19 protein-coding genes are annotated in these 22944 nt (G+C 33.1%); 9 read left to right on the forward strand and 10 right to left on the reverse strand.

The features are described 5' to 3' along the window. Positions 1-62: 62 nt before the first annotated feature. From SOI85_RS03595 to SOI85_RS03605, 3 genes are all read left to right on the forward strand, one after another. Complete coding sequence (locus SOI85_RS03595; protein ID WP_320664864.1) at positions 63-1859, forward strand: HAD-IIIC family phosphatase; 1797 nt, start codon at positions 63-65, stop codon at positions 1857-1859. Positions 1860-1966: 107 nt separating this feature from the next. Next, positions 1967-2164, forward strand: coding sequence for an acyl carrier protein (locus tag SOI85_RS03600; protein ID WP_320664865.1), 198 nt, complete (start codon positions 1967-1969; stop codon positions 2162-2164). Positions 2165-2264: 100 nt separating this feature from the next. Next, complete coding sequence (locus SOI85_RS03605; RefSeq protein ID WP_320664866.1) at positions 2265-2837, forward strand: GNAT family N-acetyltransferase; 573 nt, start codon at positions 2265-2267, stop codon at positions 2835-2837. 13 nt (positions 2838-2850) lie between these two features. Here SOI85_RS03605 and SOI85_RS03610 read toward each other — a convergent pair whose 3' ends face one another. Then, positions 2851-4296 (reverse strand): MaoC/PaaZ C-terminal domain-containing protein, encoded by a 1446-nt coding sequence (locus SOI85_RS03610; protein WP_320664867.1) that lies wholly within the window; start codon positions 4294-4296, stop codon positions 2851-2853. A gap of 348 nt (positions 4297-4644) precedes the next feature. Here SOI85_RS03610 and SOI85_RS03615 point away from each other — a divergent pair, with 348 nt between their 5' ends. Beyond that, complete coding sequence (locus SOI85_RS03615; RefSeq protein WP_320664868.1) at positions 4645-5907, forward strand: DNA methyltransferase; 1263 nt, start codon at positions 4645-4647, stop codon at positions 5905-5907. Here SOI85_RS03615 and SOI85_RS03620 read toward each other — a convergent pair. Together SOI85_RS03620 and SOI85_RS03625 are read right to left on the reverse strand one after the other, a co-directional pair. Beyond that, a complete protein-coding gene (locus SOI85_RS03620) occupies positions 5897-6052 on the reverse strand; it encodes a hypothetical protein (RefSeq protein ID WP_320664869.1) in 156 nt (51 codons plus the stop codon). The two genes, SOI85_RS03615 and SOI85_RS03620, sit on opposite strands and share 11 nt — an antisense overlap. A gap of 9 nt (positions 6053-6061) precedes the next feature. Continuing rightward, complete coding sequence (locus tag SOI85_RS03625; RefSeq protein WP_320664870.1) at positions 6062-7000, reverse strand: hypothetical protein; 939 nt, start codon at positions 6998-7000, stop codon at positions 6062-6064. Between the two features lie 839 nt (positions 7001-7839). On the opposite strand from SOI85_RS03625, the gene SOI85_RS03630 reads away from it, so the two are divergent. Together SOI85_RS03630 and SOI85_RS03635 are read left to right on the forward strand one after the other, a co-directional pair. Further along, on the forward strand, positions 7840-8535 hold the full coding sequence (locus SOI85_RS03630) for an acetyltransferase (protein ID WP_320664871.1): 696 nt from the start codon (positions 7840-7842) through the stop codon (positions 8533-8535). Between the two features lies 1 nt (position 8536). Continuing rightward, positions 8537-9502 carry a hypothetical protein gene (locus SOI85_RS03635; RefSeq protein ID WP_320664872.1) on the forward strand — a complete coding sequence of 322 codons (966 nt, stop codon included), beginning with the start codon at positions 8537-8539 and terminating at the stop codon, positions 9500-9502. Between the two features lie 194 nt (positions 9503-9696). On the opposite strand, the gene SOI85_RS03640 is transcribed toward SOI85_RS03635, so the two are convergent. Genes SOI85_RS03640 through SOI85_RS03650 form a run of 3 tightly spaced genes read right to left on the reverse strand, consistent with a single transcriptional unit; the run spans position 9697 to position 12165 of the window. After that, positions 9697-10524 carry a hypothetical protein gene (locus SOI85_RS03640; RefSeq protein ID WP_320664873.1) on the reverse strand — a complete coding sequence of 276 codons (828 nt, stop codon included), beginning with the start codon at positions 10522-10524 and terminating at the stop codon, positions 9697-9699. Continuing rightward, entirely contained in the window at positions 10515-11360 is an 846-nt protein-coding gene (locus SOI85_RS03645; RefSeq protein ID WP_320664874.1) for a hypothetical protein, read from the reverse strand. Before SOI85_RS03645 ends, SOI85_RS03640 begins: the two co-directional genes overlap by 10 nt. Before the next feature lies 1 nt (position 11361). Beyond that, positions 11362-12165 (reverse strand): FkbM family methyltransferase, encoded by an 804-nt coding sequence (locus SOI85_RS03650; RefSeq protein WP_320664875.1) that lies wholly within the window; start codon positions 12163-12165, stop codon positions 11362-11364. Positions 12166-12536: 371 nt separating this feature from the next. Between SOI85_RS03650 and SOI85_RS03655 the strand changes: the two genes are divergently transcribed. Beyond that, a complete protein-coding gene (locus SOI85_RS03655) occupies positions 12537-12899 on the forward strand; it encodes a hypothetical protein (protein ID WP_320664876.1) in 363 nt (120 codons plus the stop codon). 134 nt (positions 12900-13033) lie between these two features. Here the strand turns inward: SOI85_RS03655 and SOI85_RS03660 are convergent, their stop codons facing one another. The 3 genes from SOI85_RS03660 to SOI85_RS03670 form a co-directional block, all read right to left on the reverse strand. Continuing rightward, on the reverse strand, positions 13034-13804 hold the full coding sequence (locus SOI85_RS03660; protein WP_320664877.1) for a DUF805 domain-containing protein: 771 nt from the start codon (positions 13802-13804) through the stop codon (positions 13034-13036). A 372-nt stretch (positions 13805-14176) separates the two neighbouring features. Then, positions 14177-18868 carry a tetratricopeptide repeat protein gene (locus SOI85_RS03665; protein ID WP_320664878.1) on the reverse strand — a complete coding sequence of 1564 codons (4692 nt, stop codon included), beginning with the start codon at positions 18866-18868 and terminating at the stop codon, positions 14177-14179. Further along, on the reverse strand, positions 18865-20142 hold the full coding sequence (locus tag SOI85_RS03670) for a hypothetical protein (protein ID WP_320664879.1): 1278 nt from the start codon (positions 20140-20142) through the stop codon (positions 18865-18867). The genes SOI85_RS03665 and SOI85_RS03670 overlap by 4 nt, the downstream gene beginning before the upstream one ends. A gap of 433 nt (positions 20143-20575) precedes the next feature. Here SOI85_RS03670 and SOI85_RS09735 point away from each other — a divergent pair, with 433 nt between their 5' ends. Both SOI85_RS09735 and SOI85_RS03675 read left to right on the forward strand, forming a co-directional pair. Further along, on the forward strand, positions 20576-20773 hold the full coding sequence (locus SOI85_RS09735) for a helix-turn-helix transcriptional regulator (protein WP_414477806.1): 198 nt from the start codon (positions 20576-20578) through the stop codon (positions 20771-20773). After that, the gene (locus tag SOI85_RS03675; RefSeq protein WP_320664880.1) at positions 20770-22065 is read left to right on the forward strand and encodes a tyrosine-type recombinase/integrase; all 1296 of its coding nucleotides are present in this window, start codon (positions 20770-20772) and stop codon (positions 22063-22065) included. The genes SOI85_RS09735 and SOI85_RS03675 overlap by 4 nt, the downstream gene beginning before the upstream one ends. Before the next feature lie 15 nt (positions 22066-22080). Here the strand turns inward: SOI85_RS03675 and SOI85_RS03680 are convergent, their stop codons facing one another. Next, positions 22081-22941 (reverse strand): PD-(D/E)XK nuclease family protein, encoded by an 861-nt coding sequence (locus SOI85_RS03680; RefSeq protein WP_320664881.1) that lies wholly within the window; start codon positions 22939-22941, stop codon positions 22081-22083. Positions 22942-22944: the final 3 nt, after the last annotated feature.

The raw sequence follows: 22944 nt of genomic DNA on the forward strand, positions 1-22944 counted from the left end.
AAATTTTTAATACTCTAATATAAAATAAATTACACGAATGCTTAATTTCGTAAAATTAGAAAATGTTTTATTCACAACCTGACTCTCCGAAACTAGGGGAGATTCAAGAAGAACTAAGGGATGCTGATATTGCCAAACTTCCTTTGATGAATATCCTGATACTTCGCACAATAATAATTGAACCAATATCCTCTTATTTAAAGTATTATGCTTTTAAGCTTGGATACAATGCAAATATAAACTTTGGAAGTTATGGAACTCTATATCAGGATGCAGTAAGAGATGATAATAATTTATTTAAACTAAAGTATGATTTCATACTTATTTTTTCTCCAATTAATACTCTTTTCCCAAAAATAGATTTCCTTAATCAAGATATTAAAAGAAATGATTTAATAGAAGAAGATAAAAAACTTAAAGTTTTCTTTTCTGACGTAATTAAAGCAATACGTAAGAAGTCAGAAGCTCCTATATTATGGCATTCTTTTGAATCACAACCTTACCCAAGTTTAGGTATATATGATTATCAATGTAGCTACGGATCAACATCATTTATTAGCAAGGTCAATCGAAGTTTGAGAGAAGAGATTGCCTCTAATACCGACGCTTATATTGTCAATATGAATAGTTGTTTACTAAGATTAGGTACAAATAATTTCTATGATTCAAGGTTTTGGCTCTCTTCTAGTGCTCCCTATACAATACAAGCTTGTGCTGAGATAGCTTCTGAGGATTTTAAATTTATTAAGTCTTTAACTGGCAACACAAAAAAGTGTATTATTCTTGATTGCGATAATACTCTTTGGGGAGGGATTATAGGTGAAGATGGTATTGATGGTATTTCTTTAAGTGAAAGTGGTGAAGGTTGCTCATATTATTACTTTCAAAAGGAACTTGTTTGTCTACATAGCAGGGGTTTTCTTTTAGCATTATGTAGTAAAAATAATGAAAAGGATGTATGGGAAGTTTTTGATAACCATCCATCTATGGTGTTAAAGCGTAAGCATATATCATCATCAAAGATCAACTGGTCAGATAAACCTATTAATATAAGAAAAATTTCTAATGAGTTAAATATTAGCACTGATTCATTGATCTTTATTGACGATAATCCTGCCGAGATTGACCTTGTAAAGGCTGAGATTCCAGAAGTTGAAGTCTTACATTTGGAGACATGTAATACTAGCACTAATATTTGGAAACTTAGAGCTTTAAACAGTCTATCTCAACATATAATTACAGAAGATGATAAGATTAGGTCTTCAATAATAACAAGCAATATATTAGTTAATAAAGAAATTGAGCAAACACCAAATATTAATAAATATCTTAAGTCACTCGAGATGTGTATTAATATTGGGAAAGCCGATAATGAATCTAAAAAACGTATATCCCAACTTACGAAGCGTACAAATCAATTTAATTTAACCTCTCGAAGATACACCGAAAAGCAAATACAATACTTGATAGAGGACTCATCATATATTGTCCTTTGGTTAACACTTAAAGATAAATATGGTGCTCACGGTATGGTTGCATGTGCAATCATTAAAGTTAATGTATCTATTGCTATAATAGATACATTCCTTATGTCATGTCGTATATTGGGACGTGGAGTCGAGACAGTATTCTTAAATAGAATTATTAGTTTGCTAAAGGATTTTGGAGTTCAAAAGATATATGGGGAATACCTAGCCTCCGCAAAGAATAGTCAAGTAAAGAATTTCTACCTCGATCATAGATTCACTCAAGAAGATGATAGAGAAGGCAGCAATGGAACTTTTTATAGTATTAAAATATCTTCTTTAGAAGATCATTCAACAAGTAACTTCTTAAGTGTTACAATGGACTATCAATAAATAGTATATAAATATAATAGTCAAGTTTTATTGACTCAGTATTTCTTAAGTTATACAATAAAGAGTAATCTTATTATGTTGTCGTTATGGTTGATAAAGAGGTATTCATGTTAATCGCATCAGTGATAAATGTAGAGGCTAAAGAAATCGGAATTAATAGCAGTCCAGATGATTTTCCTAATTGGGATTCATTTAAACATATGGAATTGATCTTAGCTATAGAAGAAAGATTTTCAATTAAGTTTACTGACAAACAAATTACTAGCATTAAGAATGTGAAGGATATATGCAAAGTATTAAGTTGATATAAAAATATAGCTTTTATTTAACTGTGAACATTCTCACATAATTGAACAAACTAAGGATATAATATTAAGCAAAAGAACAATATGTACCAAATTTTCAATGTATAACCCCTACGTTGTAGGCGATCTTGTTTACCTTAGGCAACCTACTTTAGAGGATGTAGAGGGACCTTGGCATGAATGGTTTAGCGATGAGGAGCTAACAAGATGGCTGGGGAGGCAATTCCCCAACAGCAAAGAAAGTCAATTGGAGTTCTTTAAATCAAATGTAAATAGCGCAGGATCTAATCGGATTGTTCTTTCAATAATTGACAAAAAAAAAGATATCCATATAGGAGTCTGCAATCTAAGTTCTATAAACTGGATAAATCGTAGCTGCGGAATAGCAATAGTTATTGGGAATAAGGATTTTCAGAATGGTCTATACATTACAGAATCTTTTTCCTTACTTCTTAAAATTATTTTCTTAAGGCTGAATCTAAGAATTATAAAAAGTACTTTTCTAGCAGGAAACAAAGCAACTGTATTAATGCACAAACTATTTAAATTTGTTGAAGTTGGAGTTATACCTAATGCGGCTTATGACCCAGTAAGTGGAAATTATGTAGATGAGGTTATTGCTGTATTAAATAGAGATGAATGGCTAAAAGTAAATAATCCTAATCGCGAGTGATATTTTGATATGTTTAAATCATTTTGAAGACAATATCAATTGCAACATCATAAGGGTCCAGTAACTTAGCTGGAATAAGAGTTAATGTTTGATCTGTTTTTACCCTATCAAGTCTTTCCACTAATACCTTGACAGATAATATCCTGCTGATTTCAGAACAAATAAATTCGCCATCTTTCTTTGCCTTTATATATTCATTAAAACCTTTAATATTTTGATTGACATAAACAGAAGATGGGTAAAATATTTTAACGCCACCATTGTTGATAAATTCTATTGCTATATTTTTAAAACTATCACAATAGATATTTTTAAAATTTAAGTATTTTTCTTGATTAAAAGATCTTGATTCTTCTATTTTAGTTGTAGGAAAATAAAATAGATCACTATAATTATTCTCAAAAAGACTTGAATAATTTTGATCTGTGACATCCAATCTACAATATTTAGATACTGAAGATGAAAGATTAGTATTTATATCTTGGCAAACAAGAGAAGCATCTTTTCTCCCCTTTAAATAGGTAATAGTTACTGTGCCGCCCAATAATCCAATTACCTTAGCAACAAAAGAACCAATACCTCTACTTCCTCCAATTATTAAAACGTTTCTTCCCTTGTAACTATTAAGACCATTTAATCTCGTTTTTATATTCTTAGTAATTATCGAAGAAGGAGACTTAGGGGTAGAAAATGCTTCTATTTTGGCACACAAGTTTTTTCCGATATATTCAATCTTTAATAATCTAAAAATAAGATGAAAATCCTTTATTTGATATCTAGGAATCTGTTTATTTTCAGATTTAATAGAAATCTGACAAGACTTAAATAATGAATTAAGTCCAGGTGTTTGCATACCTACTATATTGGAAAGTGTTGAAATCTCATATATTAAATGTTCCCCAATATTTTGGTAGAGCGCAGGAAAAAGATTGTAGCCAGATTCTATTTCTCCTCCATATATACTTTCAATCGTGGGCCTACTTTTAAAAAACTCTTCGTCTTGATCAAGGGGTTCACATAGTTTCTTAGTGTAATTTAGTGGAAATCCTTTATATTTCGAAGATGGATCTAAAATATTTCCATACTCTATTAAAACAAGTATTTCATCATAATCATTAGAAACTATTATATGATTTTTATTTTCATCCCATAGACACCATGTTTTCTGATTTAAAGTCAGTTGCCTCCTAAAAGTAATTTTATAGAATGAGTGAATATATAAATTCTTTATCACAAACAATTCCAAAGCCCATAGGAATGAATGTATTCCATGAACTAAACACTCACCTGCAATTGTTCTACGAGCTTTAATTGGATTTACATGAATAGGGTTTCTATCTCCACTAAAGGAAGCAAAATTTTCTTGATCTGCAATAGAAAATATTTTAGTTCCAAGGACGTTCTGAGAAGGATTATCCTTCGGTCCTAAAATTCTAAAATCTTTTTCTGGTAGTGCCATATTAGATTGACGCTAACACGAAATCATTAGTTGCTTATAGGTTTTAAGACAAATAGAGACGAGGTTATCCATGAAAAGTTCCTATCAACAGAATATAATACTTGCAGAAACTTAGTGATGCGAGTCAAAAACGGAGAAAGAAGACTTCGCTTTCCCTCAAAAAAAGCATGGCAGGGACTAAGGAGAAAAATTTTCTGAAATCTTTCCAAAAATCCCACAACAGCTTTTTGTATAAAATTAAAACTTAATTAAATTAACAACATCTAGAAAAATAAATCTATACATCTTTTTTAAAGACATTCGGGCTAAAAACGGTTATTTTATGATTGTTTAGTTTAATACTTATAAATGGGGGGATTTCAAAAAGAATTAGATTTGAATTTGAAGTTTTTAGATAACGATATCTATCAAAATCTTTTGCCCATTATAAAAACGATACAGACAGGTGAGGTGAAAATAAATATCTGGGATATACCTTACTCTATTGGTAAATTATCTTATTTAGTTCATAGTCATTATAGATACTATGGGAAATTTCCTTCGGTTGTAGCTGGTCAAATATTAAAGCAATATCCTCCTAAAAACCCAAAAAATGATTTTATGCTCGATAACTTCTGCGGTTCTGGTACTAGCTTAGTTGAGTCTAAATTAAGAGGAATAAATTCTATTGGTATAGATATTAGTTGGTTATCGATATTGGCAAGCAAAGTAAAAGTTTCAGAGGTAAATTTCGAATACTTAGAAGATGAGCTGCAAAATCTAATAAGATCATTTAAAGAAAAAAGTCATTTATTCGAAGACCTCCCTATTGATTATTTCTGCTCAAAGTGGTTCTCAAATAAAGTTGCGTTTGAGTTAACTATCATTAAAGATTACTTAATAGGAATGAACTATAGTCCAGAGAGAGATTTTTTAATAGTAGCCTTTATCGCTATAGTAAGAAGAGTTTCATTAGCTTTTGATGGAGAAGTAAGGCCACATATTAATAGGACAAAACGTCCAAGAGATGTCTTGTCTGCCTATATTAAAAAAACTAATGATATGGTCAAGAATCAAAAGAGTTTTAATGATTTATGTCCTAGTAACACAATAGAAAAAACCTTTTTGGGAGATAATTTAAATCTAAGTAAAATCAAGTACTTACATGATAAAAATATTTATTTAGTTATAAGTCATCCCCCATATCTTAATAGTTTTAATTATAGTCCAGTATACAACCTGGAATTTTATTGGGGAAAATATTTTGAGAATGAATATGTTGACAAAGAAAAAATAAGTTTACACAAAACAGAGCTTAAAGCGCATCCAGCTAATGAAATAATTCAAAACAAATACTTTGAACATTTAAAAAAATGTTATGAAGAAACCTATTCTATTCAGGAGAAAGACGGCAAATTAGCAATTGTAATTGGAGATTGTTCTAGAAATAAAAAACATATTCCTGTTATTAATAGATTAATTGATATAGTTAAGTTAATTGGATACGAATTAGTTGAAATCAACTATAGAACCACCCATTATGGATTAGGTAAGTATGCGTACAATCACAGAGCAGATTATCACGGAAATAATGAAGAGAAAAGAGATGCCATAATTATTTTTAAGAAATAATTTTTAATTGTTTATCTTCAAAAGCTATTTTCTTTACTTTTTTATCTAATAAATCCTCAAATATATAACCCCTTTCATCCTGAATTATTCTCCTAATTATTGTTTGTACACTTTTATCATTCTGTAATTTTTCTTTCGTAATCATTTCCAAGAATTAATCCCCAAATATTTCCTCAAATTCTTTAAAAGCTTTTATTAAAAGTTTATCCGAGATTATTAAATTTTTATCAATACAAGCCTTTATCATTTTTTGACTTTTTATTTCCCAATGTGAAAATTCCGTTAAGACAAGTATACTTAACATTTCTTCCTCATTATGTCTTATATCAAAACTATTAAATCTTTTTTTTCTTACATCCAATGCCACGAAAGAAGCTTGTTTAGCTTTCTCAGGCGTTTGAGGGCCAGAGAGACAATCATTTAATAGGCCCAGGCAATATTCATTCTGTTTTATTGAGATATCAAGTATTTTGCAACTTTTCAAATTATCTTTATAAGACCTTAGACTCTGATCATTTTTTAAAACCTTTGACTCATTTTTATCCGAAAGTGTAAATATTATCCTGTGATTATCTACCAGTTTTTCTTTAATTAATAATTTAGTATTTTCTTCGAATATATTAATTCTTTCTTTATCAATTTTTATATGATATTTATATTTTTGAGCAGAATTCCTTGGGCTAAAATTTATTGTAAAATTTTCATCATAAGGAATTTTATAATAGTTGCTTGTGGTATCTTTTGAAAATTGTTTCTTAAATTTTCCATTTATTGTTTGCTCAACGCCAACTTTTTTACACTCAATAAATCCCAGAATCGTTTCTGTATGACTTATTTCTCCTCCATTTAATATTAATGCTTCTCCATTTATATCAAAATTATTATTCTTGGATATGACAAATTCTACTTTATGACCAGCATCTGAAAACCCAAATAGTTTGGGCTCTATATTTAGTCTTGACTTTAAATTATCATCATAAAGTAATGATCCAAAAGTCAATAGTTCCAACATATCTCCCACTTTCCTGCCAATTTGATGACCAGCTTTTCTGTAAAAAGAAATATATTTAAAAACCTCTGATAAATAAGTCATACTTAATTTTTTAAGAAAATATAGCTGTAAATTTAGTACATAGACTATAAATTTAGTTTTATATAAATTTGATAAGTAGATACTACTATATATATGACTTGAATTTTCTCTGACTGCTTCATAAGTAAATTACAAGCTAAGAGTTGCTATCGGGATTGGTGGCAGAAATGCCTGATAGAGCTTATATGAGAACAATTTTGTTAAATATTGCTAATAATCCCATCACAGAATCTTGTACCCGTAGGTCCTCTCAATGGAGATTGATCTAATAGTAAAGGAAATTCGTCTGAAAAACTGAATTAAGAATGCTGCTGATAGTACCATTGGTGGTTTATAAAATTAAACGCACGAGATCGTTATGCATTATTAGAAGCGTTAGAAAGATTGTGCTCCTGTCATTAAGAAGATATTGAATTTGATTGGTTGAATTATCAAGCTAATAGGGGTAATAATGAATAATTCAAGCACTATCGTTTCTATTCAAATGTTAGGAATGGTAGGAATTAATCTAGATTCACTATAAAGCATATTCTTAAGGAAGAAGAGAAGGTTGTCTCGATTCTTTTTGAGAGTACGATAACTGCGACGGGTATTACTGCCATGATAAAAAAGCTTTACCCAGGATATGAAGCGAAGTTAGTTGATAGAGATAAGATAGTGGTGGAAGAAAATAGATTTTAAATTATAAGGATTATTATATTAGTCATAATTTTACTAAAAATATTTGTACTAAACATTCAGAATTAATCACCATTGATTTCCTTACCGCAAGGTTTCTAAATATTAGACTTTTTAATTATGTTATTATTATTTAAATAAGTGGTAATTCAAGTTTGATTATGGAGAAATTAATTATTTTTGGAAATGGCGAAATTGCAGATTTAGCTAATATTTACTTCAGAGCGCATACACAATACGATATATGTGCCCATGTTGTAGATGATGAATTTGCCATAGAGGAAAGTTTTAATGGATTACCCTTAATAGCTCTAAGTGAAATGGTTAAGAATTATCCACCTTCTGATTACCTGATTCATATAGCACTTTCTTATAGCAAACTAAATGAAAATAGAGATCAAAAGTTCAATTTAATTAAATCATATGGATATTCCTTTGCATCCTATATATCACCTTCTGCTATATATATCCCAGGGACTGTATCATTTGGAAAGAACTGTCTGATATTAGAGAATCAAACAATACAGCCCAACGTCAAAATAAATGATAATGTCATGATATGGTCGGGTAATCATATTGGGCACGGTTCGACAATTTCTAAAAGTACATATATAAGTTCTCATGTGGTTATTTGTGGACATGCTCAAGTAGGGGAAAAATGCTTTATAGGTGTTAATTCTTCAATCAGAGATTTTGTGAGAGTTGGAAAAGAATGCTTTGTGGGGATGAACTGTGCAGTAACATCAAATTTAAGCGATCAATCAATAGTTGTGCCTTCTGCAACTAATCAACAAATTTATCCACGAGATCATAAAATTTCCAAAGCAATACTTCGATCCTTCTTTGGTATTAGATAAAATGAATGATGAAAATAGTTCTAATTCAATATGTCCTAAAATTAAATGGGAAAAGTATGGGTTAATAGCTCACCCCCCTAATACAACATATTGGACAAAGACTCATTGTATGGTACCTACTCCAAGTAATCAAACAAATGAAAGTATAGATATCCTATTTGCTAGCAGAGATAACCTGAACAGGTCAACAATCGGATTTTTTAAATTTAAATTTAATGAACCATTTAGAAAATTAAAATTAGAAAGTAAGGATCCACTTTTAAAACCAGGAAGATTAGGCTCATTTGATGACAATGGAGTTTTACCATCTTCAAGTATTATTATTAAAAACAAAGAGTTTCTTTATTATATTGGATTTAAGCCAGGGGGAACAACAAGAATGGATCTTTTTGGAGGACTTGCAATTAAAAATGATATCGGAAACAACTATACTAGGTATTCAGAATCTCCAATTCTAGAGAGGAATAAGATCAATCCTTTCATTAATACTGCTCCATGGGTAATAAGACATAAAAATCAATTTTACATGTACTATGTGTCTGGAATAGAGTGGGTTAGTAAAGATATTCCTAGATATAATATTCAAATAACTACTTCAATAGATGGAATAAATTGGAATAGAAAAAAGAAATTAGTAGCAATAGATTTAATTCATGGAGAAGATGCACTGGCAAGACCTTATGTTTTTTATGATCGAGAGTTTAAAGTATTTAGGATGTGGTTCTCTGCTAAAGGTAGAGGTTTAACATATAAAAATTATAGAATTTGCTATGCGGAGTCTCTGGATGGTTTTAACTGGAAAAGAAAAGAAGTATTAGATGAAGAAAATTTTAAATCATTAATGGGAATTGATGATGAAATCTGCTGCTATCCTATAATTATAAAAAATAGAAATAAGTATTATATGTTTTACAATGGAAATAACTATGGCAAAGATGGTCTTCTTTTAGCGATTGGGCAAGAATAGTTCCAATATGTTAATTGCTCCTAATGGGCAATATTGCGTGCGATTACATAGAGCTCCAAAGATATAATAATCTACAAGTAACTTAAATAACCAGAGATTATGAAAATATAAATTGGTAAATATAGATAAGGCTGCCAAATAAACAATTCATTTAAATTCCTGGCTATAAGAATAGATACCTGTAACTGAAAAAGCTAAGAGTGCAAAACGTCAAAACCCTCTAATTTACTTTTAGTGACATTTTTGAATATGACTGATCTGCAGATTGGCAGTCTTGACTCAAAAGTTAAACTACCTGAATAACCATCTAATCTTAAGCTTTCAGTACCAAGAGAATTTATTTGCATTTTTTTATTTCTTTCTGGTTCATTATTAAATAATATTCGTATTTTTATCTCTGAAGGAGTTGGATTATTAAACACTAAGTCATAAGTATTTTGAGATTCAAATCTATAAGCAGGGGAATAAAGATGTAAAGTTCTTGTTCTAGCAAGCAATTTACCATTCCTTGAGATCGATCCAAAGTTACCATGAATAGATGATCCCACAGATGAGGAGAGGTTCGGATAATAAATGCAATAACCTCTATTCTGTTCACAGACTAAATTATTAATTTGGAACTTTTCTTTTACTAGATCATAAAGACTGTTTTTGGATTCGACGTAGTGAATAAATGAGCTGTAAGATGAAGAGTTTGGAGGTCCACTTAATATTATTCGACTGAAAAAATCATCGCTAGTATATTTCTCCTCCCAAAGGAAATCACCTTTCTCTGAGAAAAATTTAAAACAATGAGTAACCTTTTCTCTGCTTCCTAATAATAATGCCCTAATATTTTCAGCAATGAACTCAGTTTTTGCAATATAAGGGTTCCACGCAAAGAAATCTGAAATACTACTTGGGAGAACTATAGAACTTTTTAGGCTGTAGGGGGCAGATGCTCGATTATAAATATTAGAAATCAAACCTAAAGCAGGGACTGGGAGAATCTGTTTAATAAAAGCCTTGAGGTTTATAGCCATCTTTTCTTCAATAGCTTAACTATGCTATTCCTTTCCCTACCCCATAGTAATTCACTTGGAGGGTGAGTATGCTCAAGAGATAGTTGATTGTTTTTGACATCTACACTCAAAAATACGGGAATAAATGTACAGCTTTTGCATTGAATGAACAATATTTCATAGATTTTTTCTGATCCTAAGGCATTATTTATATCTTTAAGATTTAAAATTGTAAAGCTATTTTGGCGAGCTTTCCAATGCAAAATGTTATCTTTTTTATTAGGGTTATAAATCTCCAAATCAACTTCTGATTGTTTTTCTGAATCGCGATTTAAATTCATAAGTACTAAAAAACTTTCGGTATTTTCATGCTTGTAAAACCTCTCTTTTAGAGCATCGAAAGACCAAAAGCTACCTTTATTGAAATTAGACATAACACATGGATATTCTCCTTGAAATGAAGTTGTTGCTCCTCTGAAATGGTAGTTAAGAGATACTCTCTCAGCTACTGGGGATGAATCAACACGCAATGAGTCTGGTTTAGGCAGATATCGAGCTGATTTTGGGAAAGAATTCTCATATCTAACAAGGGAAATAACCATTTGATCTGGTAATGCCTTTATAGAATTGCGTTCAATATCACAAAATGCTCCATATTTACACTCTTTAATTGAAATTAACTCCCAATTTTCCGCTTGAAGCTTATATGTTCCTATATATGTTGATCTAGCCTGGACTTTCGATTGATTTGCTTCTCTTAAATTATTAGGAAGATTCAATAATGTTGTTGAAGAGTCAATTCTTTTATCGAGTGCATTTGATGTTATTGAGGGGAGCAGTGGGAAATATGATGACATCTCACTTCCTAAAGATATGGTTGTAAGTAGTTGAGAATTTTGAGTCGTCACATAATGCTGAGTGTGTTTTTTTGACAAGGTTAAATCCGCAGTCTTCAATCATTAATATTGAGGACTGATAATCTGATCTTGTTTCGTCTAACTCAATCAGCAATGACTTAAATGTTCCCATCATCAATGTTTTACTTGCTCCTCTCAAGATGCGGTTTTCATTTCCGTCGACATCAATTTTTATATGATTAACATTAGGAGCTAATTCTGAGATGCAATTGTCAAGCGTGTCTCCAAAGCAACCTTGGGAATAAGCAGGTTTGAAAACATTTTCAAACTGGTCTTCCTGATTATCAAAACTACTTAATGCTCCTCCCCATTGCATCTTTTGTAAGTTTAATTCAGAGAAGCCTTTTTTATCATGTAAAGCTATCAAAAAAGCTTTTACTAAGTTTCCAAGTTTATTTATTCTGATGTTCATATTTAATAGTGCAAAATTGAGGGCATCAGGCTCAATACAGATTGTTTGAATGCCTTTGGTAGCTGCATACAAGCTATAAATCCCAATATTTGCTCCTATATCAAGAAAAATATCTTCACTATCGAATGAGTCTATCCAATCAATAGTTTCAGGCTCTTTGAACAAAAAGCTAGAAGCTCTAAATCTACAAATCTCTCCATAATCATAGATTTCGAAAAGTTTACGATTATCTTTACTCAAAACAGCTTTCGTTTTTGATAGACGTTTATCTGTAACTCTTGCCCATTTTCTTTTAAGCCTGCCAATTATTTTACTAATAAGAACATTTGGCATTAGTAAATTATTCAAAGGAAACCTTTTACTACTTACCATTTAAAATATTTATTAGAATAAAAATTAGCGCAGAATCGCTATAGAGTCGACATATCTTTGCAATGAGATGGTCATATTTTAACTATTGGTTTAGCTTCCGGGAGAACTTCAACCAGTAAATATAGTAATGAGCTGGGTTAATGTACCTAAAAAAGAAAGGATCTGTACTGCAAGGGGCAATGATCCGATAGCTATTTAAAGGTACCTGACATTTTTAAATCCCCAACATAATTTTTGATCTATAAAACTAACTCTTAGAAAATTAAGTTTTAAAATCTAAATTCCTCTGCAAATTTGCATTAACTATAATTGTTATAGAGATCATTCAAAAGATGAATTTCAAAGCATTAGTTGGATCAGTTGCTCTTGCAGCCTTGTCAGCTCTCACATTGCCTGTTGCAAAAGCAGATTATTTTGTAAGTCCTGGAAATAGTTATACCAATATCGGAGGAACCACTTATGGCTCTGATGGTTCCACCCAAACAAGAATTGGTGGCACCACTTATCACAGCAATGGAAATAGTTATACCAATATTGGAGGTACCACTTATGGCTCTGATGGTTCAAGTTATACAACTATTGGAGGAACAACTTATGGTTCCGATGGTTCGTCGTCTACCAAAATTGGCGGGACAACTTATTTCAGCGATGGGACAAGCTGTTCAACTATAGGCGGAACTACTTATTGCAATTAGCTATTTCAACGGAGAGGGTGTCCTTAGAACAAGTTCAGTATGACCAGTCCTGAACGTCTATGAACAGTTGTTTTCAGATTCCTTGAATAAAACCTGAACATAAACCAGAAAAATATTTTCTCAGGCGGAAGAATCTATACTTTTTTATCTGATTCTTTCGTAAACAATAAAAGCATGGGGATCAAATTTAAATATGGAATAATCAGGAAAAATACCAAATAAAAGGATTTATTTATATCCCTAAGTCTTCTTATTGAAAGTGATAGATATGCAATCAATGCTCCCAGAATATAAAGCGAACTTAATGCACTAAATCCCTTATTTACAAAACCAGAAAAATAAATTAGTGATGGTATTCCAACCATATTTGATAGCACTATAGGTATAAAACCTAAGAAAAATAAACAAAAATAAATTAAGGTTGATATTAATAGAAAAGACCAGAATTCCTTCCTTTTAGATATTCCTTTGAAATCAAATGCGCGCTTCCAAGAGATAGAAAATGAATCTATTATCTCATTAAATTTAATGTGATTTATAATCTGTCCATCGCTACCTCTTAGTGATGGTTTTATAACCCAATATAAATTAATTAGGGGACCTAGAGGAATCAAGTCTAGTAGGATCCAATATCCTGACCTTCCCATATCACGAAGTCTGCGGACCCCTAAAGATGTTTTTGGAAAAATTCGAGCAATCCAATATATAACACCTATTATCAATAAAGAAGTTGCAAATATATTACCTTTTTCTGAGATTGCTAATGAACCAGTAAAGAGACCTAAGACCAATATAAAAAGCATGACTTCCGCTAAAACAAAATACCAAAAATTCTTTCTGCTTGTAACACCTTTATAATCAAATGAATCTCTCCATCCTGAGATGAATGAAATAAGTATATCCATAAATTAAAAGTAACACTAACTACCAGTATTAATTCTAACTCTGAAATCTTCTAGAAAAGAAATTAACTTCATCCAGAAAACTTGTCGTAACTATCCAGAACACCTAATTTCATATTCTGAACTGTCCTGAATACTTCTGGATTAGTCTTTCCTATAAAAACCTCTTTGTTAGGAGCATTTTTAGGGTCACCATGACTACTCAGGATTATTCCTGATCATTTGAAAATACGGAGAGGGTGTCCGTTGAGTTAGGTCCTAGAGACCAGTGGTGATCACGCCTGAACAACTCTTTTAAGCAAAACGAAGAAATATCCCCATCACATCCCCATCACATTTTTAGGTTTGCAAGCAGCTCTGTCTACTTGATGGCAATCATTCACAATGCTCTTTCAACAATTTAATTGATTCTTCGAATTCTAATTCTGCTGATTTTTTCCAGTCCTTGCAGGCACCCGTAAGGTCTCCCAATGCCTTCTTACATTTACCTGATTTACAAAGGTAAATACGCTTCCAATGAGAAAAACCTAGCTCTATGAGTTGATTGTAATCACTAATTGCACCATTAAAATCCTCTAGAAGTTCCTTTATTTCAGCTCGATTACTTATTTCTGATTCTTCAAATTCGTCAGATTCTGAGATCTTATTATCAACCTCTTTATAGGCAATCATCAGGTCAGAATTAGCTCCTTCTATATCTCCTGCGGCTTTTTTATAGCGACCACGCTGTATATAAAGATCTACATCAAGATAATCTGAAGAATCATCAATTTCTTCATTCAATAGGTCAATTGCTTTTTGATATTCTCCTAGATGGTAATGATCTGAGGCAGCATCGATCATTAAAGAAGGGAATATTGCTTCAGGATCAATTTCATATGCTTTATATGTGTCTGACAATGATCCTTTGAAATCATTAGCTTCTCTTCTGCACTCTGCACGTCTCGAATATGCATTATGCATTGATTCATCTAATTCTATTGCTTTATCTAGATACTTAATTGCTTTGCTATATTCTAATTCTTCTGCATAAATCTCTCCTATAGATGCCATCGCAGTAGCATTTTCAGGCTGTATCTCTATTACTTTTTTAAAGTCATTAATCGCATTCTCGGAGTCATCATAATAAACTGTCAAACCTCTATTCAAGTAAGGGTCAGGATTGCTTGGATCAATCTCTATTGACTTACTCCAGTATTTAATAGCATTTTCATCATCATTTAAAGAATCATATACATTTCCTAGATCAAAATAAGTTTTTGCATTATTTGGATCTACTTCAAGAGATTTTAGATAATCATCCTTCGCTCCTTCATAATCTTCTTCTAAATCATATTTTTTCTCTGCTCTATTCTTATAGAAACCTGCACTTGCCAAGACACCCTCTGAACGACATTCCTTATCAATTAATTGATCAGCATTGTTATTACCCAATTCGGATGCTTTCTTCCAACAAGAGCAAGCACCTTTTAAATCTGAAGAGCGAAACTTTATACTTCCTATATTTTGATGAGCATTAGATAAATTTGGATTTAATTCAATTGTTGTTTCAAAATCTAAAAGTGCTCCAACTTCGTCACCTGAGTCTCTTCTGGCAACACCTCGATTATAGTAAGCATCACAATATTTGGGATCAATTTCCAATGCTAGGGTGTAGTCCTCCATAGCAGAATTAGGGTCACCAGTTAAATCCTTGCAATTACCTCTATTAACATATAAGGAAGCCAAATCCTTATCTTTTTTATTAAGTTCTATTGCTTTGTTATAATCATAGAGAGCTCCCAAATAATGTCCAGAATTGCATCTACTATTAGCTCGGCAAGAATAATCTTCATAATCATTTAGAATTATTTCGTTCCTATCTTTTAATAAATCCCCTAATAATTCTCTGGGGTAGATAGCTCTCTCATATCTAATATCTGACGAATCTCCACCTTCATTGATAAGATCAACGATTATATTCTTTTCCTTATTGTAAGGGTCAATATTCTTACCTTCTGGATCAATCTCAATAGCTTTTCTATAATCCTCAATAGCTCCTAATATATCTCCTGTATTTTGCCTTAATAAACCACGGTACCTATAGATATTAGATAATTTAGGGTTAATTTCCAGTGCTTTTGTATAGTCATTAATAGCATCTAATGGATCATAGTGCTCTTTTAGCAAGCCTCTTTGAACGTAATGCTCTGATGCCTGTGGTTCCTCATCAATCTTTTCTGTTTGATTATCAACTAGTATACCCATATTTTCATAACCACTTTTCAACCTAGTAATAGCTAATTCATACCCTAATCGAGCAGATATGATTAATTCCTCTCTTAAAATACTCCAAGGAGCAAGAATCTCAGTAAGTCTCTCTGCTCTTTGGAACTTATAACAAGACTGCCAATCTATTGCATCTTTATGCTCTACATAAGATTTCTCTTGAGGGTCTAATTCTATGGCTTTATTGATATCATCCAAAGCTGCTTGATTATCATTCAAACGATATTTCGATATAGATCTTTTATAAAGTGTATAAGCTAACCAATTAGGTTTTATATTAGATTCTCCAAGTTTCTCGAGAAACAAATTGAAATCCATCAAAGCATAATAATCTTTCTCAAGATTTAAATAACAGATTCCTCTTGATTGATAAACAGAAGCATTTCCATTATCTAAGTCTATATAGTTATTGAAACATTCTATTGCACCTAAATCGTCATCTCCCGTTTTAATTATTCCTAAAATTCTATAAGCCTCTTTAGATCTTGGATTAATCTCTAATACTTTCTTTAAATCACTAATACACCCTTCTTCATCCTTTAAACGTAGCTTCGCAGAGGAACGCGAAAGATAAAGCTCGTCATTAGTTGGGTTGAGCTCTAGTGCCTTTGTGCAATCATCTATTACTACTTGATAATCAACTGATTCAGTTTCACTTCTGACAGAGTCTATTGAATTATTTTCATCGAAGGAATCTTTACTCTCACTAGTTGCTTCTTCTGTCTGAGAATATTCTGCTAACAATTTAGTAGCCTCTTCACTCCCTAATTCTTCAGCTCTTTTTATATCTTTGATTCCTTCCTCATTGTCATTCAGTCCTAATTTTGCAATCCCTCTAGCGTAATAAGAATGAGCTGTTTGATCATCTACTTTTATATAGTCGTCAAGGTCAGAAATAGCTCCTTCGTAGTCTTCTGATGCAACCTTACAGAGACCTCTTCGGAAAGACACCAAAGGGACAGCCTTTTGCGCTAGTTCTAATGCCTTTGTGAAATCAGAGATAGCTGCATCATCTTCATCTCTATCACTCTTTACTAAACCTCGAGTTATATATGCAAGACAAATATCAGATTTAATGGTTAAAGCTTTCTCTGTAGCAGAGATCGCACCTTCTAAATCATCTAAATAATATTTTGCATACCCAAGGCTTGCTATAGCCTCTGGATCTTCAGGGTTAAGGTCTATTGATTTATTAATATCAATAATTCCACCTTCGGGGTCGCCTGATTCAGTCTTATTGATGCCCAACAAAATATACGAGGCACTTAAGACTGGGTTTGGATCGATCTTTGTTGCATTAGTTAAGTCTGAAATAGAACCTACTAGGTCACCTGTTTCTGCTTTTGTTTTTCCAAGATTGAAATGTGCAACGGCAAGTTCTGGAAAGAGTTCAATTGCTTTTTCGAAATCTGCCATTGCATCTTCGAAATTGCCTAGATCTTTTTGGGCAAGACCGCGATTGTTATAAACACGAGCAAATGTTGGGTCTATCTCTAATGCTTTGTTGTAGTCCTTTAAAGCTTTCACTGCCTCACCTTTCGAGCTTTTCAAATCTCCACTTTTTTTATAGTCCTCAGCAGTTAGTTCTCCTTCGCAGTGTTCTTTCAATAATTCGGATGCTTCTTTAATCTCTTCTTCTCTATCTTCTTCAGATTCATATTTGCTTTTTTCGATATCAAGAACTTCCTGCCAATCCATACAAGCACCTTTCCTATCACCAATCTCTTTCTTGGCAAGACCTCTTTTTGTTTGTGCTTTTCTATTCCAAGGATTCATATCAAGTATTAGGTCATAGTCTTCAATTGCTTCTTTAAATAACTTTTGACGTAAATACAGTTCCGCTCTTTTCTGGTATGCATTACTTAAACCTAAAGTCGCTCCTTTTTGGGGATTAATATCAATAGCCTTTAGGTAGTCATTGATAGATGCTGATATGTCTTCTAGGGAGTCTTCTCTCTCAGGATCTTCCCAAAGTCTTGCAGTAGCTCTGCGGTTGTATAAATCCCAGTCATCAGGGTCTATCTCCAAGGCTTTGGTTAAATCAGCAATAGCGCCTTCTTTATCATCTTCAGTGGATTTATCAAATGCCCTGTATTTATAGGCATCAATATTTTTAGGATCAATTTCAAGGGCTTTTGTAAAGTCTTCAATTGCTGCTACATATTCGTCTATTGCGTCCTTGCAATGACCTCTGTAAATGTAGTAATTAGGGTTACTAGGGTCATTTTCAATTACTTGATCGTAATCAAGAATTGCACCTTGATAGTCGTCCGATAACCATTTTGCTCTAGCTCTCCTTATATAGTCCTTTTGCGATTCTGGTTCGATTTCAAGAATCTTATTTTGATCGATTAGATCTTCTGCTGTTGTCCCATACCAAGAATTGAATAGATCTTGATCTTGATCTTCATCTTCATATTTATTTTGTGCTGCCAAAGCCTGAACCAAGTAGTCATATTGACGAATATGAAAATTTGGAACAAATGAAAGAGCTTCTTGCTCATTAAGTCCAAAGCTTTTAAGAATAGAGTGAGTATTAGAGACGAGATAGGAATACAAGAGAATCAATCGGTCCTTCATTGCACCTTTAGAAGAGTCTTCGCCTTTGATTTGAGAGAGTTGTAGTTGAATAAAGCAATGAGTTGCTAACCATAAGAACCTTGTATCCCAATCATCTTCAATTATTTCTGCTTTAGAAAGGTCAACCCCAGTGGTTTTTTCCCAAGTTTTCGTATAAAACGCACACCAATCAAGCAACTTGCTTTTCGGATCTTCTTTTGTAGGATTTTTATCAATCATTGTTCTTCTCCTAATATTGAGAGACCTCTCCCTCTCTTGTTCCAGATGTCTACGAGAGTTGTGTCATAAAAATCTGACCATTTTTCATTAAGCAGTTCTGAGTTTCGATCGATTTGGGTTAATTGAAATACCAACTCGTCATATGAATACATTCCATAATGAGGTAAAAGTTGTTCCAGAGTGAATTCTTCTGGTGGAAATATATTCCTAGTATGTATTTGTAAGTTTGAGAAGTTAACGCATAGCGGCATATTAGATAAATCCTCTATCGAATTGCCTAATTGATTTTGCTTTAAAATGAAAGTTAGTACATTTATGTATAGAAATTTTTGATGCCATCCTTCTTCCTCTCCTTCTTCTTCTGTATATTTTAAATCTTTAAATGAATCATCATCCAATACATTTTCAATAATATGATTAGTCCAAGACTTAACTGACTGTATGTTTAAATTTCTGACAATTATCTTAGACTTTTCATCGCCAAGTTTAGCTGCTTTTTTCCAATCCTCTATAATACTTTCTTGATCTCCAAAATATCTATTTATCACACCCCTTTGTCTATATAATGAGCCATCTTCTGGATTTATATCTATAGCTCTATCTATATCAACTAATGCACCATCGTGATCCTCTAATGATTGCTTGCAAATACTTCTAAGATAAAATATACCAGCACTAATTCCCTGCTCATAATCACCTTCAGAAATTAGTTCAGAAGCTTTATCAAGTTCTATTATCGCTTCCTTAAAGTTAGACTTTTTTGCATTTTTCCAGGCTTTTTCATAGATTTTGTATACATCTTTTGGTTTATTATTTCTGCACTCTTTAATGAAACGAAAAGGATTATAGCAGAAGCGATATATATTTAATCTATAATTTCTTGGGAAGTAATAAGTTAGACCAAGTAAACTTGCAAGTATATGTATATTAAACCAAATACCAAAAAACTGATATTTCCCTATTCCACCAAAGCTAATTATATAGGCACCAATCGACCAAATTATTAAGCTAAAAACTAATCTTTTAAATAAACTCTTCTCTCTTGAATAAGCAACATCTGAAACAGCCAAAGACTCAAAGTATATTCCGATTAGACTAAGAAATGCTAAGGGAAAACCTTTAAACAAAGCCCTAATTGTAGAGGAAACTATTAACGAACACATCCCATAAAATATCAAATCAATTCCAGTATTCCTAGCGGTTTTCCTACTACCTGATAGTACTAATTTAAGCCCTTGTAGAAATTTATTAATTCGGTTATTTAATTTACTCAACAGCAATCTCCTTAATAAAGTAATGCAAAAGGATTAACTCTTAAATCAAGAGCAGCAGTGCGGCGGCACATCGAAGACATCTTGTCTTATCTAGAAAGTCTAGTCCGAACAAACGATCTCAACAAAATCTCGTAAAGCGACAATCAAGAAAAGGCTTCGATTGGCTACAGGATTAAAGGGATTCTTACTGCTAGCGGCACAGGTCAAATAGCCAGGTAAATGCAATTCGCACTTTTAAGTCCCCAAACCAAATCTTGGTATTAACTTAGTGTGCCCAAAATTATTATGATTAGACTACTTCAGATGGTAGACACATCAATCCTTTTGTGCTATAATTTAAGACATCTGGAAGGCGTGAATAGAACAACGTCCTAGCAAAAGATATAACGTTAACTTGCAATGATTTATTATGCACTCCACAGTCTCTGACTGGATGCCTGGACAGTATTTCGTTACTATCAAAGACGTATCGAAGTTTCTAAATGTCTCCAGATCCACTATCACTAGAAAAGAACAGAAGAATCAGTTTCCGAGAAGACAACAGATCTTAGGGAAAAGGGTTGGGTACAAGAAGGAATACATCCTTCAGTTTGTTGAAGGCACCTGGTCTCCTGAAGGAGGCACGAAATGACCCTCACCATCAGCAAAATCAACAGGATAACTGTCAAAAGCAAGAGGCAAAAACATAGTGTTGCTGAAGGAAGTGCTCTCTACTTAGTTACTGAAAAATCCCCTTTGAATTGCAAAAGATTTGAAGGTGTTACCAGATACCCAAGAGGAAGGGCAGGGAAACTTCAGCACATACCTATGGGTGTCTATGGAAAGACAATCAGAACACCAAAGGATCTAGAACTAATGATCCACAAATGGACTGAACTCAAAACTTGGTGTAAGGAGACAGGCAATTCACCACACTTATTCCTGAATAAAGAGGGGACCGAAGAACCGAAGTCAGAAAAAACCTTGGAGGAAGTCTTTCACTCCTTTTTGCGACTGCATAAGAAAAGAACAAAAGAAGTGACTTGGGTTACCAGCCAAAACAGATTGAATCAAATGCTGGACTTCTTCGGGAAGGACACTCCAATAGTGGATCTTGAATGGGACAACAACGGGAGGAAACGTGTAGTTGATATGGTCAGACTCATCGAGAACAGAGGTTCGCATGACCATGCAAGACGTTGTAGAAGACTTTTAAATAACGTCTTCACTCATGCAATAAAAGAACAGTGGATGAGAAGAGATCAGAACCCTGCCTCAGTTCCAGTAGAGGGAGAAGGAATAGATCACAAATACAAAGGGAATCCAAGTATTTCTTGGAATGAAGTCCCTGATTTGATGACTTCAATCAATGAAAACTCTTGCGATGGAACAAAACTCACTCGACTTGCAGTGAAGTTTTATTTGATGACTTGTATTCGTGTAAGTGCAATAGTTTCTCTCGAATGGGATTGGTTTGATGAGTCGAAAGATCAGTGGGTTCTTCCTCCACAGACCCCTGGACTCAAACGCAAACTGAAAACCACAACGAATGACTATGCACACATCATTCCTGCAACATCTGAAATTCATCTATTGATGGATGAACTCAGGAAGATGACTGGGTATCAGAAATACGTTTTTCTAAGTCCTGAAGGAAAGAAATATCCACACCTCTCACGATCAACAATCAATACCTACTTACGTCGTCTTGGGTGGTTTAGGAAACTAACTGCACACGGGTGGAGACAAGTAGTTGCAACTGCAGGACAAGAAGAAGGTGATTTCAAATTCGATGTGAAGGAGATCATCCGAAGACAGATAGGTCATACAGACAACAAGAAGGGGACTTTCGGTGCGTATGACAACACTCAATTCCTCAAGGAGAGAAGGGAGTTCTTGGAATGGTGGACTGAAGAATTAGTCAACCAAGGGTTAATCATCTAGTGAACTACTTCTAAGTCAAAAGGGAAACAAAGATCTTTGAACACCTTGAGCACCATTGCCACCTACCTGATGAATTGCCTTTGCATACTGTTCTGAATACGCACAGTTTTTACAGCACTCATTAGGTTCTGGTATCTGGTGCTGGTTCATCAGAGCAACCATCTCATCAAGTTGTTCTTCCAGTCCATCAGTAGTCCATTTATAGGGAACGAGGTACTCATCAAAGTTCATCGTCTTATGGAATCCATCATCATCTCTCTTGGCATTGCAGACCAAGAAGTAAGAGGTTGGATGAACATCAAATCCCATTCCTTTCAGTAGGTAGGCATAGAAGTTCATCTGAAGTTTGTATCCCTCATGATATGGATCATCCAAATAATCTTGCTTATCAACTAGTCCATTTTTTGCCTGAGATTTGTAGTCCACAACGATCAATTGCTTAGTTCTTGTGTCTTGCCAAATATCGTCTACACCACCCGTCAAAATGATGCTGGTGTCTTTGTGTCTAAGCATCAATCCACGATGCAGAGAGTTCCTCCAGTTGTCCATTTCTGGATGATCAAAAGGCACGACATGACCTAATCCATTAGAAGCAAATAAACGGTGTGGTGTCTGGGATTCTCTGCACTCATCAAACTCTTTTTTCAGTAGAAGGTCAGTGGTTTCATTGAGCGTCCAACCTGGCGTTCCAGGCGGATCAAGACCCATTACTCGATCTAGATAGAAGCATCTTTTACAAGTCAGGAAGTTTGAAAAACGACCTCTACTGATTTTGAAATCTGCTGTTTGATTAGGGGTATAAGAAGACGATTCTCTACTACGCACTCCAGTTGCTTTTACAGGTTCTTTTTTACCGTTTCTTTTGAGGTCGATCATTTA

It is taken from the genome of Prochlorococcus sp. MIT 1223, from assembly GCF_034092465.1.
Classification (GTDB): domain Bacteria; phylum Cyanobacteriota; class Cyanobacteriia; order PCC-6307; family Cyanobiaceae; genus AG-402-N21.

Coding starts and splice junctions, on each gene's coding strand:
- SOI85_RS03675 (WP_320664880.1), top strand. CDS start 20,770: ATGACCCTCACCATCAGCAAAATCAACAGGATAACTGTCAAAAGCAAG.
- SOI85_RS03615 (WP_320664868.1), top strand. CDS start 4,645: ATGGGGGGATTTCAAAAAGAATTAGATTTGAATTTGAAGTTTTTAGAT.
- SOI85_RS03610 (WP_320664867.1), bottom strand. CDS start 4,296: ATGGCACTACCAGAAAAAGATTTTAGAATTTTAGGACCGAAGGATAAT.
- SOI85_RS03665 (WP_320664878.1), bottom strand. CDS start 18,868: ATGATTGATAAAAATCCTACAAAAGAAGATCCGAAAAGCAAGTTGCTT.
- SOI85_RS03600 (WP_320664865.1), top strand. CDS start 1,967: ATGTTAATCGCATCAGTGATAAATGTAGAGGCTAAAGAAATCGGAATT.
- SOI85_RS03640 (WP_320664873.1), bottom strand. CDS start 10,524: ATGGCTATAAACCTCAAGGCTTTTATTAAACAGATTCTCCCAGTCCCT.
- SOI85_RS03645 (WP_320664874.1), bottom strand. CDS start 11,360: ATGTCATCATATTTCCCACTGCTCCCCTCAATAACATCAAATGCACTC.
- SOI85_RS03620 (WP_320664869.1), bottom strand. CDS start 6,052: ATGATTACGAAAGAAAAATTACAGAATGATAAAAGTGTACAAACAATA.
- SOI85_RS03650 (WP_320664875.1), bottom strand. CDS start 12,165: ATGCCAAATGTTCTTATTAGTAAAATAATTGGCAGGCTTAAAAGAAAA.
- SOI85_RS03655 (WP_320664876.1), top strand. CDS start 12,537: ATGAATTTCAAAGCATTAGTTGGATCAGTTGCTCTTGCAGCCTTGTCA.
- SOI85_RS03630 (WP_320664871.1), top strand. CDS start 7,840: ATGGAGAAATTAATTATTTTTGGAAATGGCGAAATTGCAGATTTAGCT.
- SOI85_RS03680 (WP_320664881.1), bottom strand. CDS start 22,941: ATGATCGACCTCAAAAGAAACGGTAAAAAAGAACCTGTAAAAGCAACT.
- SOI85_RS09735 (WP_414477806.1), top strand. CDS start 20,576: ATGCCTGGACAGTATTTCGTTACTATCAAAGACGTATCGAAGTTTCTA.
- SOI85_RS03660 (WP_320664877.1), bottom strand. CDS start 13,804: ATGGATATACTTATTTCATTCATCTCAGGATGGAGAGATTCATTTGAT.
- SOI85_RS03595 (WP_320664864.1), top strand. CDS start 63: ATGTTTTATTCACAACCTGACTCTCCGAAACTAGGGGAGATTCAAGAA.
- SOI85_RS03625 (WP_320664870.1), bottom strand. CDS start 7,000: ATGACTTATTTATCAGAGGTTTTTAAATATATTTCTTTTTACAGAAAA.
- SOI85_RS03605 (WP_320664866.1), top strand. CDS start 2,265: ATGTATAACCCCTACGTTGTAGGCGATCTTGTTTACCTTAGGCAACCT.
- SOI85_RS03635 (WP_320664872.1), top strand. CDS start 8,537: ATGAATGATGAAAATAGTTCTAATTCAATATGTCCTAAAATTAAATGG.